12 protein-coding genes are annotated in these 15,397 nt (G+C 64.5%); all 12 read right to left on the minus strand.

Features of this window, described 5'->3' with window-relative positions; translation table 11 throughout:
- Positions 1 to 24: 24 nt before the first annotated feature.
- Entirely contained in the window at positions 25 to 735 is a 711-nt protein-coding gene (locus tag LQ788_RS16765; protein WP_231442943.1) for a type 1 glutamine amidotransferase, read from the minus strand.
- The gene (locus LQ788_RS16770) at positions 732 to 1,847 is read right to left on the minus strand and encodes a dipeptidase (RefSeq protein WP_231442945.1); all 1,116 of its coding nucleotides are present in this window, start codon (positions 1,845 to 1,847) and stop codon (positions 732 to 734) included. Before LQ788_RS16770 ends, LQ788_RS16765 begins: the two co-directional genes overlap by 4 nt.
- An 82-nt stretch (positions 1,848 to 1,929) precedes the next feature.
- Positions 1,930 to 2,751 carry a serine hydrolase gene (locus tag LQ788_RS16775; protein ID WP_231442947.1) on the minus strand — a complete coding sequence of 274 codons (822 nt, stop codon included), beginning with the start codon at positions 2,749 to 2,751 and terminating at the stop codon, positions 1,930 to 1,932.
- 44 nt (positions 2,752 to 2,795) lie between these two features.
- Positions 2,796 to 4,043: a S66 peptidase family protein gene (locus tag LQ788_RS16780; protein WP_231442949.1), complete on the minus strand. Its 1,248-nt coding sequence runs from the start codon at positions 4,041 to 4,043 to the stop codon at positions 2,796 to 2,798.
- Positions 4,036 to 5,691, minus strand: a complete 1,656-nt coding sequence (locus tag LQ788_RS16785; protein WP_231442951.1) for an ATP-binding cassette domain-containing protein — start codon at positions 5,689 to 5,691, stop codon at positions 4,036 to 4,038. Before LQ788_RS16785 ends, LQ788_RS16780 begins: the two co-directional genes overlap by 8 nt.
- Positions 5,691 to 6,659 carry an ABC transporter permease gene (locus LQ788_RS16790; protein ID WP_231442953.1) on the minus strand — a complete coding sequence of 323 codons (969 nt, stop codon included), beginning with the start codon at positions 6,657 to 6,659 and terminating at the stop codon, positions 5,691 to 5,693. The genes LQ788_RS16785 and LQ788_RS16790 overlap by 1 nt, the downstream gene beginning before the upstream one ends.
- The gene (locus LQ788_RS16795; RefSeq protein WP_231442955.1) at positions 6,659 to 7,738 is read right to left on the minus strand and encodes an ABC transporter permease; all 1,080 of its coding nucleotides are present in this window, start codon (positions 7,736 to 7,738) and stop codon (positions 6,659 to 6,661) included. Before LQ788_RS16795 ends, LQ788_RS16790 begins: the two co-directional genes overlap by 1 nt.
- Before the next feature lie 159 nt (positions 7,739 to 7,897).
- Positions 7,898 to 9,724 carry an ABC transporter substrate-binding protein gene (locus tag LQ788_RS16800; protein ID WP_231442957.1) on the minus strand — a complete coding sequence of 609 codons (1,827 nt, stop codon included), beginning with the start codon at positions 9,722 to 9,724 and terminating at the stop codon, positions 7,898 to 7,900.
- 84 nt (positions 9,725 to 9,808) lie between these two features.
- A complete protein-coding gene (locus tag LQ788_RS16805; RefSeq protein ID WP_231442958.1) occupies positions 9,809 to 11,362 on the minus strand; it encodes a type III PLP-dependent enzyme domain-containing protein in 1,554 nt (517 codons plus the stop codon).
- A 156-nt stretch (positions 11,363 to 11,518) separates the two neighbouring features.
- Positions 11,519 to 13,189: a PucR family transcriptional regulator gene (locus LQ788_RS16810; RefSeq protein WP_231442960.1), complete on the minus strand. Its 1,671-nt coding sequence runs from the start codon at positions 13,187 to 13,189 to the stop codon at positions 11,519 to 11,521.
- 91 nt (positions 13,190 to 13,280) lie between these two features.
- Positions 13,281 to 13,976, minus strand: a complete 696-nt coding sequence (locus LQ788_RS16815) for a response regulator (protein ID WP_231442962.1) — start codon at positions 13,974 to 13,976, stop codon at positions 13,281 to 13,283.
- Positions 13,973 to 15,274, minus strand: a complete 1,302-nt coding sequence (locus LQ788_RS16820; protein WP_231442964.1) for a sensor histidine kinase — start codon at positions 15,272 to 15,274, stop codon at positions 13,973 to 13,975. Before LQ788_RS16820 ends, LQ788_RS16815 begins: the two co-directional genes overlap by 4 nt.
- Between the last annotated feature and the right edge of the window lie 123 nt (positions 15,275 to 15,397).

A 15,397-nucleotide genomic window follows, 5' to 3' on the forward strand; every position in this document is an offset into this window, starting at 1 on the left:
TCGCCCGCAATCGCAGCCTCGCGATCACGTGTGTCTGCTGCGGACCACGTCGAAGAATGCCGTCAAGAGCGCCTTCGCGTCCCGCTGACTGTCCTCGCTGCGTTCCTCTGCCTGTTCCAACAGGGTCTCCTTATTAAAACCCAATTCTTGCAGATTGTCCGCGTCCCAGTTGCGAATGTTCTGTCCCGACGATTCCGGATGGAACTGTGTGCCCCACGCATTGCCGAATCGAAATGCCTGGAACCGGCAGGCGGTGCTGGTTGCCAGCAGCGTTGCTTCCGGCGGCAGATCGACGATCCGGTCGACGTGGCTCTCAACGAAGGAAGCAGACCTCCCGATCGCGGAGAACACTGGGTCCTGGCTCGCGTCCTCGGTCATATCGATCCAGGTGTACCCCTTCTCCGGGGCACCGGTCCGCGCCCGCACATCCCCGCCGATGACGTGTGCGATGAGCTGCCCACCCAGGCAGATGCCGAACTGCGGCAGGTCCGTCTCCAGCGCATGCCGTGACAATCGCGCCTCGGTGTCAAGCCACGGCGCACGATCGGTCTCATCGGGCATGTACCCGCCGCCGAGCATGATGAGCCCGTCGTAGTCGCTCAGCGCACTCGGCTCGGGAAGTCGGGACACCCCGCCGATGCGCAGGTCGAACTCGATGTTCTCGCTGATCATCCACTGCGTGAGCAGCCCCGGCTGGGATTCGATGTGATTGACGATGACGAGCAGCCGGGTCATGCGTGCTCCCCCGCCGAGGTGGCCGAACCGGCCGTACCCGCCGAGGTGGCCACACCGTCAGCGCCCGCCGACGACTCCGTACCCGCCGACGTACCCAGGAACTTCGTGTACGCCTCCTCGTGTGCCTCCAGGACCCGCATCGCGTTGTCGAAGCCGAGCTTGCGCAGATCAGTGTCCGACCAGCCGCGAGAGGCCAGCTCCTCGAAGAGCGCAGGATACTGTCCCGCATCGCCGAGCCCCTGCGGCAGCTCATCGACACCGCAGATGTCGCCGCCGAGGCCGATGTGGTCGATTCCGATCCGCTCACGTACGTAATCGCAGTGATCGGCGACATCGGCAACTCTCACCTCGGGGGCGGTGCCGTTCTCTCCGGCGTCCACCCATTCGCGACGTGCGTTCGAGACGAAGGAGGGAACGAAGGTCATCATCGCCACTCCCCCGTTGCCGGGCACCCGGTCGAGGACGTCGTCGGGGATGTTGCGCGGATGCGGGTTGAGTCCGAAGGCGCACGAGTGGCTGAAGATCACCGGAAGAGTGGAGATGTCCAGGGACTGGTGCATGACGCTGGGCGCGACGTGGGAGAGGTCGACGATCATGCCGATCCGGTTCATCTCCGCCACCACCTCGCGGCCGAAATCGCTGAGCCCACCGTGCTGCGGTTCATCTGTCGCGGAGTCCGCCCAGGAGTGCGTCGTCGACCAGGTCAGGGTCATATACCGGGATCCGGCGCGCGCATAGGAACGGAGCACGGCCAAGGATTCGTCGATCTGCTGGCCTCCTTCGACGCCCATGAGCGAGGCCACCTTTCCGGCGTTTCGGGCGGCGACCACCTCGGCGGCGGTGCGGGCGAACTGGAGCCGTCCGGGATAGCTCGTGACCACGCGCTGCACGGCGTCGATCTGTTCCCAGGTGGCCTTGATCGCATCGGCGCCGGTGATCGAGGAGTGGACGTAGACCGACCAGTACTGAGCGGCGACATGTCCGTCGCGCAGCTGATCCATCGTGGTGAAGGGCGAGACGCTCGGATCGTTGAGCCCCTCAACGCTGTAGTCGCGCTCCTCCCGCAGGTACCAGGCGAGGTCGTTGTGTCCGTCGAAGACGTCGTATGTCATGTGGTGTCCTTTACAGAGTGCTGGAGGGGCTTGTGTCGCCGAGGTGGTCGTGCGGTGTCGCCGGTGTGATCGTGCGGTGGGGTCAGAGGAAACGGTGGATGGCGTCGCCGGCTTCGCGCATGATCGGCATGACGTCGACGACCCGGTCAGTGCCCTTCTCCCAGTTCGCGAACACGGCATAGGCGACTCGCCGGGTCGGAGTCATCGCGATGCCGGCGTCGGCCCTGATCGTTCCGTTCGTGCCGGTCTTGTTCCAGACCCACACGTCGCGCTGATAGTTGTAGTGGGCCAGTGGATCGAGGTCGAACGCCGAGGCGACCATCGAGGTGTCCGCGCCGGCTCCCAACCAGCGACGGAAGATCTCATTCGTCGACTCATCCCAGAACTCATCCTTTGCGTGCCGGGCCATGAAATCGGCGAATTCGGCCGCGGTGCCCGTCGACAGAGTGCGCGGTGCCTTTGCCGGTCGGGGCCAGCGGAGGAAGTCATGGAGACCCGAGTTCCGGTAGCCGAGGTCCTCGACCTGGCGGGCGACGTTCTCCAGCCCGATGCGGCGGATGAGCACATTGGTCGCGAAGTTGTCGCTGAAGGCCCCGATGAGCACGGCCACGTCGTAGATGCTCAGATCGTCCTGCTCCATGAGGTACCAGATCCCGGATTCGTCGACCCGTTCCGAGGGCCGCCGAGACAGGCGCTCCTGCAGGTTGAGATTGCCGTTGACGTGCAACTGCAACGCTGTGTGCAGGAGGAACACCTTGCCCATGCTGGCGGTGTCGAGTTCGGCATTCTCGTTATGGGCGAACACGCGTTCGCCGCTGTCCACGTCGAAGGCCAGGGCGCTGAAGCGCACTCCCGGCAGCCGGTCGAAGTCCACGTCACCCATGTTCTCGTCCTCATTCATCATCGAATTCCTCTCCTCCAGCGACATCTCCCAGCATCACAGTCCTCTCACTTCGCGTCTACCCACATGCGCGGTCTGCCCTGCGCAGGAGCCTCAAGCGTGACGGCAACTCCCAACGGCGCGCTCGGCGCATCAGGGTCATGCCCGAAGCCCATCTCGGACACGATCGGAATGCCCATATCGCCGAGGTAGTCCACGACCAGGGCCTCGACCTCGTCGATCTCGGCGCAGTCCTGCCACGAGCCCAGCACCACGGCGTCCGCCGAGTCGAACCAGCCGCCGCGGACGAGCTGCACGAGCAGGTTGTCGAGTCGGTAGAGCTCCTCGTCGACGTCTTCGAGCATGAGGATCGAGGGCCCGAGGCGTTCCCGCAGTTCGCGCACCCCAGACAGTTCCGGACTGCCCATCCCGGCCGCGACAAGACTGAGGTTTCCCCCGCCGAGGCGGCCCTTCGCCGTCCCCGGAACCAGAGTCCGCGCCCGGCTGAGCGGGCGAGACGCCGCCTGGCTCGCTCCGGACTGCTCCGAGGCGGCAGCCGTCACGGTGGCAGCCGCTGGGGTGGCAGCCGCTGGGGTGGTCGATTTGTGCTGATTCTCGACCTGATTGTCAGCAGAAAACGACCATTCTTCGCCTGCAGCCCCGCCGTCCCCCGCAGCCCCGCTGTCGCCCGCGGCCCGGCCGTCTCCGCTGGGGAACCCGAGTTCGCGGCCGCTCCAGGGTTCGAACAGCCAGGTGGCCACCTCGGCGGGGACGACTGTGGAGTTCTTGAACGGATCGTTGCCGACCATCGGGCAGAACAGTGTTGCCACCTGCAGGTGGTGGTCCCAGGCCTGGTGCAGGGCGGTGATGTCCGAGGAGCCGGTGAGCAGCTTGGGTCGCCCGTCTCGGCGCAGGGCATGCGTGCGCATGAGGTCGAAGTCGATTCCGTCGAGCAGCCGCATCGCCCCGAATCCGCCCCGTAGGGCGATGACCGCCGCGGCATCCGGATCGCACCAGGCGTCGACGAGGTCGGCTCGGCGCTGCTCGTCGGTTCCCGCCAGGTACTTCACGCGGGGGTGGCGAGCGCGCACGTTGTCGCCGACAACCACGTGCAGCCCCCAGGATTCGAGCTGTCCGATCGCCCGCAGCAGGGATTCCTCATCTGTCGGGCCCGACGGCGCGATGAGGCGGACGGTGTCGCCGGCCTGCAGCGGGGCGGTCTCCAGGTACGGGCTGGCGCCTGCGAGCGTGCTCTCAGCGCCCAAAGCGCCCGAAACGCCTGAAACGCCTGAGGTGAATGCGGTGGAACTATTCATGTGTGACCAGACTCTGACTTCCCAATCGGGGAACTGCGGCGAGGAGTTCCTGCGTGTAGGCGTGCTGCGGGTTCGACAGCACGGTGTCGACATCGCCGTACTCGACGATCTCCCCTTTCTTCATCACGGCCACGGTATCGGCGATGTTCCACGCCAAACCGAGGTCGTGGGTGATGATCAGGGCGCTCATGCCCAGGTTCTTCTTCAGCGCCAGGAACAGGGACAGGATCTCTCCGCGCACGGAGGCGTCGAGGGAGGCGACCGGCTCATCGGCGATGAGCACCTGCGGGTCAAGGGCGAGTGCGCCGGCGATGACGACGCGTTGCCGCTGTCCGCCCGAGAGCTCCTGCGGGATCGACTCGAGGTAGTCGGCCGCAGGCGTCAGCTCGGCGGCTTCGAGCGCGCCGATGACCCGGTGGTATTCGTCGTCGGTGAGCTTCTGCACGCGCAGTCCCTCGACGACGGCCTCGTAGACGCTGCGCTTCGGGTTGAGCGACCCTGAAGGGTCCTGGAGGATCATCTGCACCTGCCGGCGGAAGGTCCGCAACGCCTTCGCCTTCGTCGGCAGCGCCTTGCCCGCGAACTCCACCCGCGAGCCCGGATCCACCTCCTGCAGACCGAGCAGCGACCTGGCCAGGGTCGTCTTCCCCGACCCTGACTGGCCGACCACGGCGAGGATCTCGGCCTTGTGCAGCGCCAGATCCACGTCGCGCACGGCCCGTTCCCTCCCCTGTCGGGTGTTGAAGGAGACGTTGAGGTTCTTGGCCTCAAGCACCACCTCGTCGGTCATCGTGTACGGCTGGGCCCGACGCACCTCGGCGGGCTTGAGGGTTCGCGGATTCATCCGCGACTCAGCGTCTCCGATCTGCGGGAACGCGCCGGCCAGCTGCTGCGTGTAGGCCTCCGCCGGGGCCAGGCACACCTGGTCGCTGGGACCGTATTCGACGAGCTTGCCGTGGCGCATGATCGCGAGGTTCTCACACACCGCGGAGAGCACAGCGAGGTCGTGGCTGATCATGAGCAGCGAGATTCCGCGTTCGGCCACGAGCTTCGCCAGCCCCACGAGAATCTGCTTCTGCACGATGACGTCGAGGGCGGTCGTCGGTTCGTCGGCGATGATGATATCGGGCTCGCAGGCCAGGGCCATGGCGATCATAATCCGCTGCTTCTGCCCGCCGGAGAGCTCGTGCGGATAGGCCACGGCCTTGCTCTTGTCGAGGTCGACCTCGTTGAGGAGTTCGAACATCCGATCCCGCCGTTTGGCCGGCGTCGTCCAGATGCCCTTGGCATGATGTTCGAGCGCTTCGATGATCTGCCCACCCACCTCGCGGACGGGGTTGAGCGAATGCAGGGCACCTTGGAACACGATCGAGGCCTGCCCCCAGCGCACGGCGCGGATCTGGCCGAAGGTGAGGTCCTTGATGTCCTTCCCGCCGAGGAGGACCTGCCCGTCGATCTGCGCGGACTTGGGCAGCAGTCGCAGCGCCGACATGATCAGTGTGGACTTGCCCGAACCCGACTCCCCCGCAATGCCCAAGGTGGATCCTGTCGGCAGGTCAAGACTGATGTCTCTGACCGCGGTGACGTCACCGCGTGCTGCGGAGGAACGGTAGGTGATTGTGACCTGCTTGAAGCTGAGATCGGTCATCAGCGGCTCCTCAGGGCTGGATTGATGATGGCTTCGAACGCGCGTCCGACCATCGTGAAGGCGATCACCACGAGCACGATCGCGATACCGGGGGCCAGCACGTACCACCAGTAGCCCGAGGTCGCAGCGGAGATGTCCATGGAGTTCTTCAGGATCGTGCCCCATGACTCCTTGCTCGTATCCCCCAGACCCAGGAAGGACAGGGTGGATTCGGCGATGATCGCGCTGCCGACCGTCAGCGTGGTATTCGCCAGCACCAGCGGCATCACGGCAGGCAGCATGTGCTTGAACAGGATGTGGCGATGTCCGGCGCCGAGGATGCGCGCCCTTTCGATGTAGAGCCGGGACTCGACGCTCAAGGTCTGGGACCGCACGATGCGTGCCGTCGACGCCCAGGAAGTGATGCCGATGGCGATGACGATCGTGAACACTCCGCGTTCGAGGACCGAGGACAGGACGATCGCGAGCAGCAGGGACGGCAGGACGATGAAGAAGTCGATGATGCGCATGACGACTGCGCCGAAGAGTCCTGAGAAGTGTCCGCCGGCCAGGCCCATGATGGTGCCGATGACCATCGACATCACGGTCGCGGCAACACCGACGAGGATGGACACGCGTGCACCCCAGAGGATGCGCACCCAGAGTTCGCGGCCCAGGTCGTCGGTGCCCAGCGGGTGTTCCAGGCTCGGCGGGGCGTAGCGGGGCACGTCGAGCTGCTTCGTCACATCGAGCATGGACACAGGCGCGATGAGGGGCGCGAAGATCGCGATGAGGATGAAGAAGAGCAGCACGAAGGCACCGATCATCGCCGGGATGTCGGCCCGGAACATGGCCCAGTTCTTCTTCGCGTTGTTGAGTCGGCGTTCGCGGACGAGTTTCGTCCCGTCCAGAACGGGAGACTGCCTCGCCGAGGTGGTGCTGGAGTTGGCGGCGTCACCTGAGGTTGTGGTGGGGTCGTTCGTACTCATCAGGCCCTCCTGACTCGTGGATCCAGGAAGCGGTACACGATGTCCGCTGCCAGGTTCATGACGATGATGATGCCCGAGAACACGACGAATGTGCCCTGCAGCAGCGGCAGGTCAGGCCCGCTGATCGCTTCGAAGGTCAGCTTGCCCAAACCGGGCCAGGAGAATACGGCTTCGACGGTGACGGCTCCGGCGATGAGCCCGCCGATGTGCATGAAGACGACGGTGACCGTGGGCAGAAGTGCGTTGGGCACGGCGTGCTTCCTGCGCACCTCGTCCTCGGTCAGGCCCTTGGCGCGCGCGGTCGTCAGGTAGTCCTCGCTCATCTCTTCGATGAGTGAGGCCCGCATGACCATGAGGTACTGCGCGTAGACGACGGCAACCATGGTGATGACCGGCAGGATCAGGTGCTTGACGATATCGACCATCCCGGCGAATGACCAGGGGTCCAGACCGGGCGTGATCATGCCTCCGGTTGGCAGCCACTGGAGGGTTCCGCCGAAGATCATGAGCAGGATGAGGCCCAGCCAGAAGGTCGGTACCGACCAGAAGACCAGAGAGGTCGAGGACATGATCTTGTCGAAGGTCGAATTGCGACGCCAGCCGGAGAGCTGCCCGAGCCACAGGCCCAGGCCGATCGAGAGGATGGCGGCGGTGGCTGTGAGCAGGAGCGTGGGTCCCAGGTACTCGACGATGAGTGAGGCCACCGGTTTGCGGTAGACGTAACTTTCGCCGAAGTCGCCGGTGAAGATGCCGACCAGATAGTCCCAGAACTGGACGATCACGGGTTTGTCCAGACCGTACTGGCTGCGCAGCTCGGCGATCTGTGCCGGGCTCATGGGCCGTTCTTTGGCGATCTTGAGCACGGGGTCGCCGGGCAGCATGCGGAAGGCGAAGAAGCCGAGGACGATGACGAGGATCATCGAGGTCAGGGCACCGCCGAGTTTGCGCAGAAGGTAGCCCAGGAATGATCCGCCCTTGGGCGGTTCGTCCATGTCGCGGCCGGGACCGCCAGCGATGCCGGTGCCACCGGGATCGGGGCCACCTTCCGGGGTGGGGAGGTCATGCGTCGGTGTTGTCACTGGGATACTCCTGGTCGTGCTGGGGAAGCGTGTGATGTCGGGACGGCGTCGGGTGAGTTGCGATGCGAAGCACCATCGTCGGTGAGCGTCGTGGTCACGACGCTCACCGACGATGGACATTTGTCCATGGTGCCCAGATCCATGGTGCTGAGGATGGGACTATTCGCGATCGTCGGACTTCTTGCGACGGCTGAGCAGGAAGCCGCCTCCACCGATGACCACGATTGCTGCGGCGGCGATGCCGATCCAACCGCCGGCACCCATGCCGCCGCTTTCGCCGGAAGCGTCTTCCGCGTTGGCGGGTTCGACCGAGGTGTAGCCCCAGTAGCCGACCTGGTTGGCGATGATGCCGCCTTCGGTGGGCTGCTTGGTGAAGCCGGTGAACCGATCGGAGCGGAAGGCCTCGAGCTGGTTCGGGTACCACAGCGTGATCGAAGCGGTGTCCTCATAATGCTGTGCCAGCGCCTGGTGGACCAGATCGGCGCGCTTGCCCTCATCGAGTTCGACGTGCTGCTGCTGGTAGAGCTTGTCGAAGTCCTTGTTGCAGTACCCGTCCTGGCTGGTGCCGCCGTTGCCGTCGGCATCGGGACGCGAATCGCAGGTGTTGATGAACAGTTGGTAGTCAGGGTCCGGGCCGAGTGACCAACCCGAGAAGTACATGTCGTAGTCACCCTTGGTGGTGCGCTCGGACACCGTGTCGACGTCGCTGGCCTCGTTCTTGAGGCTGATGCCGATGTCCTTCATCCACGGCTTGAGGAACTTCGCCGTGTTCTGTTCGACCGTGGCATCGGCATCGGTGAGGAAGCGCAGCTGAAGCTTTTCGCCGTCCTTCTCGCGGATGCCGTCGGAGCCTTCCTTCCAGCCGGCGTCGTCAAGCAGCTTCTTGGCCTTGTCGACGTTGAAGCCGGTGATCGCCGGATCGTCCTTGGGAAGCGCCCATGTCTCATACACAGAAGGCACGAAGCTCGTGGCCGGCTGTCCGTAGTCCTGCAGCACTTGGTCACGCAGGGTGTCGATGTCGATGCCCGCTCGGATGGCCTGTCGGACCTTCTTGTCCTTGAGCGCCTCGTGACCGGTGCCGAATTCCTTGTTGTCGGCGTCGGCGAGTCCGGAGTTGATGGAGATTCCCTGGAACCTGCGGCCGTTGCCCTCATTGGTCTCAACGTTCTCGGCGCTTTCGATCGCCTTGAACTGTTCGGGTGTCAGGCCGGTGATGAAGTCGACCTCGCCCGAGCGGATCGCCTGGACCTGAGCGTCGGAGTTCGTGTAGTAGCGGTACTGAATCTTGTCGAGGTTGGGCTTGCCACGCCAGAAGTTCGGGTTGGCCTTGAGCGTGACGGACTTGTTCGCTTCGTAGCTCTCGAGCTGGAACGGTCCCGAGCCGACGGTGTCCTCTTCGTTCTTGAACTCACCCGGTTTGTCGACCTTCGACCAGATGTGCTCCGGCACGACGGGAATCTCCTGGCCGGGATTGTTCGCCTGGGGCTCCTTGAGCGTGATGACCAACGTGGACTCATCAGGGGCTTCGACCTTGTCGAAGTTCTCCACGAGGGCGCCGTTGGCGACCGCCATCTCCTCCTTTTTCATGATCTGGTTGTATGTCCAGGCGACGTCTTCGGAGGTGAGCGGTTCATCATCGGACCACTTCATATCGGGACGCATCTTGTACGTCCAGACCTTGCCCTCGGAATCGGTGTCCCATTCGGTGGCGAGGCCCTCCGAGACCTGCGTGTCCTCGGCACTGTTGGCGACGAGGTTCTCATACATGTACTTGAACGTATTCGTCGGCATCAGATAGAACGAGGTGAACGGATTGAACGAGTCGATGAACCCGTCCGTGGCGATCCGCAGCACCTTTGAGTCGTCTGCTTCTTCGGTCGCAGCCTGAACGGGAGCCGTGGCCATGGAGCCGACCAAGGCCAGCCCGGCCAGACCAGCAAGGCCTGTTACCAGCCGCCTGCGCAGCTTATGTGGAGCGAACATCATTGTCCTTTGTCTCGTTATGGAGATTCAGTTATCAGTCGTTGCAGGTGAGAGCCTGCTCACACTTCATCTTAAGTTCTCACGAACTCAATTCGGGGCAAGCGCGCCCTGTCGTTTCGCGCCATTCTCACCCGCTTTCGGCCATCCGGTCTGCAGCGGCTGAATCCGAACTTCTCCCGCCTCGGCGAGGACCTCTGCGATGGTCTGTCCGCGCCGGATGAGTGAGAACTCGATCTCGCCTTCGCCGAGGTGGTCGTGAGCTTCGGCGCCGAGGTGGTCGTGGACGTCGGCGTACGCGTCCACGGAGGCCGGGCTCACCCGGTACCCGAACACCGGAACCCGCGGGAGCAGGTTGTAGGAGAACGGGTTGGAGAAGTAGTAGGCGCCGGTGTCGGGCACGGCCACGATGTCGCCGGCCTCGAGGCGCGGGAGCATGCGATCACGGGCGAGGAGGTCACCGGCGAAGCAGGCGGGGCCGGCGACATCGGTGGGCACCTCCTCGGCGGATTTGGGGGTGCCATCGGGGTCGAAGGGGAGGATCCGCAGCGGCCAGTCGGCGGGGGCGTAGGCCGTGCGGGTGGCGACCTGGACGCCGGCGTGGGTCATGGCGATGCGGCGGTCACCGGTGGTCTTCGCGTATTCGACGTGGGTGAGGATGGTGCCAGCCTTGGCCAGCAGTGCGCGGCCGAATTCGGTGATGATGTCGAAGTCGAACAGGTCTGGGACCTGCTCTTCGAGCACGGCCCGGTATTCGGCGAAGGTCGGGGTGATGTCCTCCCCGGCGAAGTTCACAGGCAGTCCCCCGCCGATGTCGATGCGGGTGACCTGACGAGCGCTGCTGCGTCCGTCTGCCTGGGGTGATTCTGGATTCCGCTGCGCGGCGCGCGCGTTGACGTCCTGTGCCAGTTCGACGACGGCTTGGACACCCGCGGCGGCCTGGTCGAGGCTGATCCCCTGGGACCCCGAGTGGACGTGGATCTGGTTGAGCCAGGGGCGTGCCAGGTAGGCCTCGATGAGTGCCTCGCGAACCCCGGGGTCGGCCAGTCCGATGCCGAACTTCGAGGTCTGTGTGGCGGTGGACAGCGCACCGATCGTGCCCGTCCCCGACTGCGGATTGATCCGAATCCCTACCCTCGCCGAGGTGGCTGTCGAGTCTGGCATAGTCGCCGAGGTGGCTCGTCCTTCAAAGAGCGCATCGAGCCGCTCGAGTTCGGAGAAGTTGTCGATGTTCATCGACACCCCGAGGTCAACGGCGCGCTTGAGCTCACTCAGGGTTTTCGCTGGGGAGTCGAAGACGATGTTCTCCGGCGCGAAGCCGGCTGTCAGAGCCAGTTCGAGTTCTCCCGGGCTGGCGACCTCGCAGCCGGCACCCACCTCGGCGTAGTAGCGCAGCAGCGGCTGCAGTGGGACTGCTTTGCAGGCCACGGCGTGAAGGACGTCGTTGTCTCCGGCGAAGGCTGAGGTCAGGCGCTCGTATGCGGTTTCGACCTGAGCGAGATCGATGAGGCCGATGACCGGGGTCTCGTCGTCGAGCCTCGGCGTCGGAGATTCGGTGCCGCCTAACTCCGTGCTGTTCGCTACTGCTTTGATCGCTCGATCCCGGCTGACCTGGACCGACGGCCCCGACTGGCTGCTGCGCATACTGTCCTTCGCTAGTGGTGTGGTGCCACTGTAGAACGCGGCCACCAGGACGAACGGACAATAATCTGCCAAACTTCAGCGTGGTTCCTTGTGCGAAACGCACAGCTGACCGATGTGGGGGTCACCGCGGCAGCTGCCGTCGCCGAGGTCAGCTGGTCAAGCCTGCTCGCGGTCGAAGACGAGCACCGCGAACTCCAGCCACAGGCGTCCTGCGCGCTCTGCCGTCGACAGTCCCGTGATCTCTTCGATCCGATTGAGACGGTGCCGCAGCGAGTTCGTGTGCACATGCAGACGGCGGGATGCCTCGGCGGAGTTGCCGACGGTGGCGAAGTACACCCGCAGGGTTTCAAGCAGCTGCCCCTGGTGCTTCACATCATGATCGGCCAGCAATCGGGCAGGCTCGGTGATGCGAGGTCCCACAGAACGGAGAGCATCGGCGGCTTCGAGCCCGACGAGTTCGGCTGCGACGTCCTCGGCCGTCGCACCACGGACCAGGTCCTGGTCCGACGCGGACGCGGAGGCGGGCGCGGAGGCGGAGGCGGGCGCGGAGTCCTCCGAGTTGGAAGCGTCGCGCGCGGGCCTGCGGGTCAGCAGCGCGTCGACGACGTACACCGCCTCGGTCCACGAACGGTGCACGTGGTCCAGGCGCTCGACTGCGGTTCCCACTCCGAAGTGCAGCGGCTCGGTCTGAGACAGGGACCGCTGCAGCGCCGAGACGACGTGGTCTCTGATGGCGGCGGCGGTGAGACTCTCACTCATGTGCACGAGCACGGCCAGATGGCCGTCGGTCCCCACATGGGCGAGCACGGCATCGGCGAAGGCGGCCCGCAGATGAAACCTCAGCACGGGCTCTCGGTCGGGGGCCACCTCGGCGAAGGACAGGGTTGCGTAGTGCCCAGAGAAGGGCAGCGCGAGCAATGTTGCGGCCGGTCCCAAGTCCGGCGATCCGCCGAGGATCGAGCCGAGAGCCTCGCGGCGGATGCGCTTCTCGAACGGGGAGCGGCGCAGGGTCCGCAGCATCACCGGAACAGCCGCACGGGCGGCATCCCGGAGGACTTCGCGCAGGGACGCGGGATCCACCGCATCCGGGTAGGCGGCCCAGATCGTGCCGAGCAGCTCACCCTCGCTGCGCAGGGCGATGACCGACCGGGCAGGAGTAGTCCCGGCAGCCGGTCGCTCGACCACGTCGGTCGAACGGCGCACGACGTCGAGGAACCCGGATTTCTCGAGTTCTGCGATGCGCCAGTCGGGGATTGCTCCGGAGAGGATGGTCTCGCGTCGAATGTCATCGATCTCATCGCCGAGGTTGGAGTGCGCAAGCACTCGCGAGGCCGGGTCCTCGATCGTGATCGATGCACCCGTCATCTCCGCGATGACCGCGGCCAGCGCACTGAGGTCATCGACATCTGGCCAGGCCAGGGCGCTCGAGGCACCCTCGTTGAGCTGCCGCAGATGGACCAGCACCTCGGACCAGGTCACGCCGGTGGAGCGTTCCAGCAGAATGGGCGGCGCTGACGTGTCTGTCCCCTCGCCGAGGTGGGCGTGCGTTCCCGGCGAAACGACGAGTGCCGCGGCACCCGAGTACTGCGCACGGATCGTATTGAGCCTGCCTGGACTGTCCACGGTTTCGGTGACGAGGACGACTGCCCCTGCGAGTTCAGCGGGAGAACCCAGAACACCAACCGAAGCTCTGAGGTCGAGGTCGAGATCGAGGTCGAACTCGATGCGAGTGACTTCAACGTCGGTTTCGGCCTGGGTCAGGGGAAGCAGAAACCCCGCGGTCTCGCGCAACAGGCGGGAGACGCGCAGGGAATTCGATTCACTCATACACCCACTGTAGTCAACGGCGCACCCACACACCTCGTGACCCCGGCAGCTGCCGAACCTGATTGTGCTTCAGACATTCCGATGAACTTCGTCATTCCGGAACGTAGAACTTATGTTGGATGGCACGGATGACGAGTTGCGCCAGATTCTTCGCATCCAGCTTGATCCGCAGATTCCTGGCGTGGGACTTCACCGTATAGACGGTGACGACCTGTTGTGCGGCGATCTCCGAGTAATCCATCCCCTCACAGATCTGACGCAGCAGGAGCTTCTCGCTCGGAGTCAGAGTCGGCACCGCGCTCGAACCGTCCGAGGCGATGTCGCCGCTGATCATGATGTCCTCCGCCAAGGATCGCAGCAGGGCCGGAGACTCTCCAGCGACTGCCGCTCGCGCGACGCGAACGAGTTCGGCATCTGTGGCGGACTTGTTCACCGCCGCTATCGCACCGGCCTCGAGAGCTCGTGTGATGCCCGGCCCGGGCGAAACAGTGGTCAGCACAACGATCGTCGCCTCCGGGTCGAGACACATGATCTCCCTGGCCGCATCGACGCCGCTCATACCCGGATGCATGTTGACATCCATGAGGACAAGATCCGGGCGATGGCGATCGAACGCTTCGATTGCGTCCTCACCGGAGTGCTGAGGTTCGAGAACTGTGAACCCTCCGTCGTCGACAAGAGCTGCCGCCACGGCTCTCGTCGTCCACGAATCGTCGTCGACGATGAGCACGACTATGCGATCGTCTGCTGGCGAGCTGTCGATCTCCGACCCGACCAAACCGCTCACACCCTCTCGCTCTTCGCCGCCGATACGTCGCGGTCGGCACTCGTTCCGAGAGGCGCTGCAGAGGACTCCGCTGCGGTGAAATCGTCGCGGGCACAGACTGCGTCAACCTCGTCTCCGTCACCCGAGGCGTGAAACCTGAGTGGCTGAACGACTTCGACGACGACGCGCCCCTGGTGAGTCGATCCCGTGGTGCAAGACCCGCCCAAAGCCTGAGCGCGCCGACTGAGAGATCGAGGCGGACGCGTCAGCGACGCCGCAGCCTCATTCTCCGTGCGGAAACGCAGGACAGCCGCGTCAGGTCCCTCACGATCCACGTCCACGGTCAGACTCGATTCGGTTCCCGGCAGGGAGTGTCGGATGACGTTCGTCGCCAGCTCCCGCATGATTGCGGTGAAATGTGCTCCCAGCACCGGGGAGGCAAATCGGGGCAAGGTGCCGACATTGAGCGTCAACGACACACCGCCGGCGGCACAGCCGTTCTCAATGGACGTGGCCAGTGCCTTCGCCTCGGCCTGCAGCCGAATCCTGGTCTGTCGCTCGTCTCCGTCACTGAGTTGAGTGACGAGCTGGCGCAGGCGCTTCGACGCCTCGGTGTTGACCAGGGCGAGCTCGGCGAGCTGACGGTTGGTGCCGAGATCCCGCGACCCCCTGGCCAATGCCTTGATGATTGCGCCCTCTGTTGCGAGTGAGTTCGAGATTGTGTCGTGCATATCGCTGGTGAAGCGAGCACGCAACGACTCCACGGCCTGCTGGTGTTCCACGGCGGCGCGCTCCCGGCGACGGATCTCGCGTTGGATCCTCAGTTCGACGAATCCGGCGGCCAAACCGATCAGTGAGTACGTGAGCCAGCCGTATCCGAAGTCGATGAACCCCGCAATGCCGCCGTCGTAGGCCGCCAGCTCGGTGCACGTGATGAGATAGACGACCAGTCCCACTGTGCCGATGGCAGAGCCGACCCAACGCCGGTGGCTGAGCAGTACAGCAATGGCGAAGATGAGCGCCTCGGGGAACATATTCTCCAGGTCGGGATAGAGCACGACGAAGACGAGGCTCAGCCCTGTCGAGACGAACACCGTCGCCAAAGGGAGAAACGGGGAGAGAACGATCAGAGCATAGGCACAGACGAGGAGGACCATGTATCGAGGTTCATCGATCTCGAACGATCCCGGAATCAGCACAGTCAGCCCCATGATGAGTGCAAGAAGCCGCATAGGCAGATCCACGAAGCGCCGTCCACGGAATACGAGCCACAATCTGTTGGGCGTACTCATGGTGCCGTCGTCTGTCGCTGATGTCATGGAGCCTATTGTGCTATACCCTCGTTCCCGCCGTAGCCGGCGGATCTCATACTTACGTGCGATGCCCGTTCGCGGCAAGCAGGCTAGCCTTGCAAAGGCACTCCCCACAGCAGCACGCCCCTC

It is taken from the genome of Brevibacterium zhoupengii (genome assembly GCF_021117425.1).
Lineage (GTDB): Bacteria > Actinomycetota > Actinomycetes > Actinomycetales > Brevibacteriaceae > Brevibacterium > Brevibacterium zhoupengii.

What these genes read in the sequence shown, in the direction of transcription:
- LQ788_RS16810 (WP_231442960.1), bottom strand. Translation starts at nt 13,189, where the DNA reads ATGAGTGAATCGAATTCCCTGCGCGTCTCCCGCCTGTTGCGCGAGACC.
- LQ788_RS16805 (WP_231442958.1), bottom strand. Translation starts at nt 11,362, where the DNA reads ATGCGCAGCAGCCAGTCGGGGCCGTCGGTCCAGGTCAGCCGGGATCGA.
- LQ788_RS16800 (WP_231442957.1), bottom strand. Translation starts at nt 9,724, where the DNA reads ATGATGTTCGCTCCACATAAGCTGCGCAGGCGGCTGGTAACAGGCCTT.
- LQ788_RS16775 (WP_231442947.1), bottom strand. Translation starts at nt 2,751, where the DNA reads ATGATGAATGAGGACGAGAACATGGGTGACGTGGACTTCGACCGGCTG.
- LQ788_RS16785 (WP_231442951.1), bottom strand. Translation starts at nt 5,691, where the DNA reads ATGACCGATCTCAGCTTCAAGCAGGTCACAATCACCTACCGTTCCTCC.
- LQ788_RS16780 (WP_231442949.1), bottom strand. Translation starts at nt 4,043, where the DNA reads ATGAATAGTTCCACCGCATTCACCTCAGGCGTTTCAGGCGTTTCGGGC.
- LQ788_RS16820 (WP_231442964.1), bottom strand. Translation starts at nt 15,274, where the DNA reads ATGACATCAGCGACAGACGACGGCACCATGAGTACGCCCAACAGATTG.
- LQ788_RS16770 (WP_231442945.1), bottom strand. Translation starts at nt 1,847, where the DNA reads ATGACATACGACGTCTTCGACGGACACAACGACCTCGCCTGGTACCTG.
- LQ788_RS16765 (WP_231442943.1), bottom strand. Translation starts at nt 735, where the DNA reads ATGACCCGGCTGCTCGTCATCGTCAATCACATCGAATCCCAGCCGGGG.
- LQ788_RS16790 (WP_231442953.1), bottom strand. Translation starts at nt 6,659, where the DNA reads ATGAGTACGAACGACCCCACCACAACCTCAGGTGACGCCGCCAACTCC.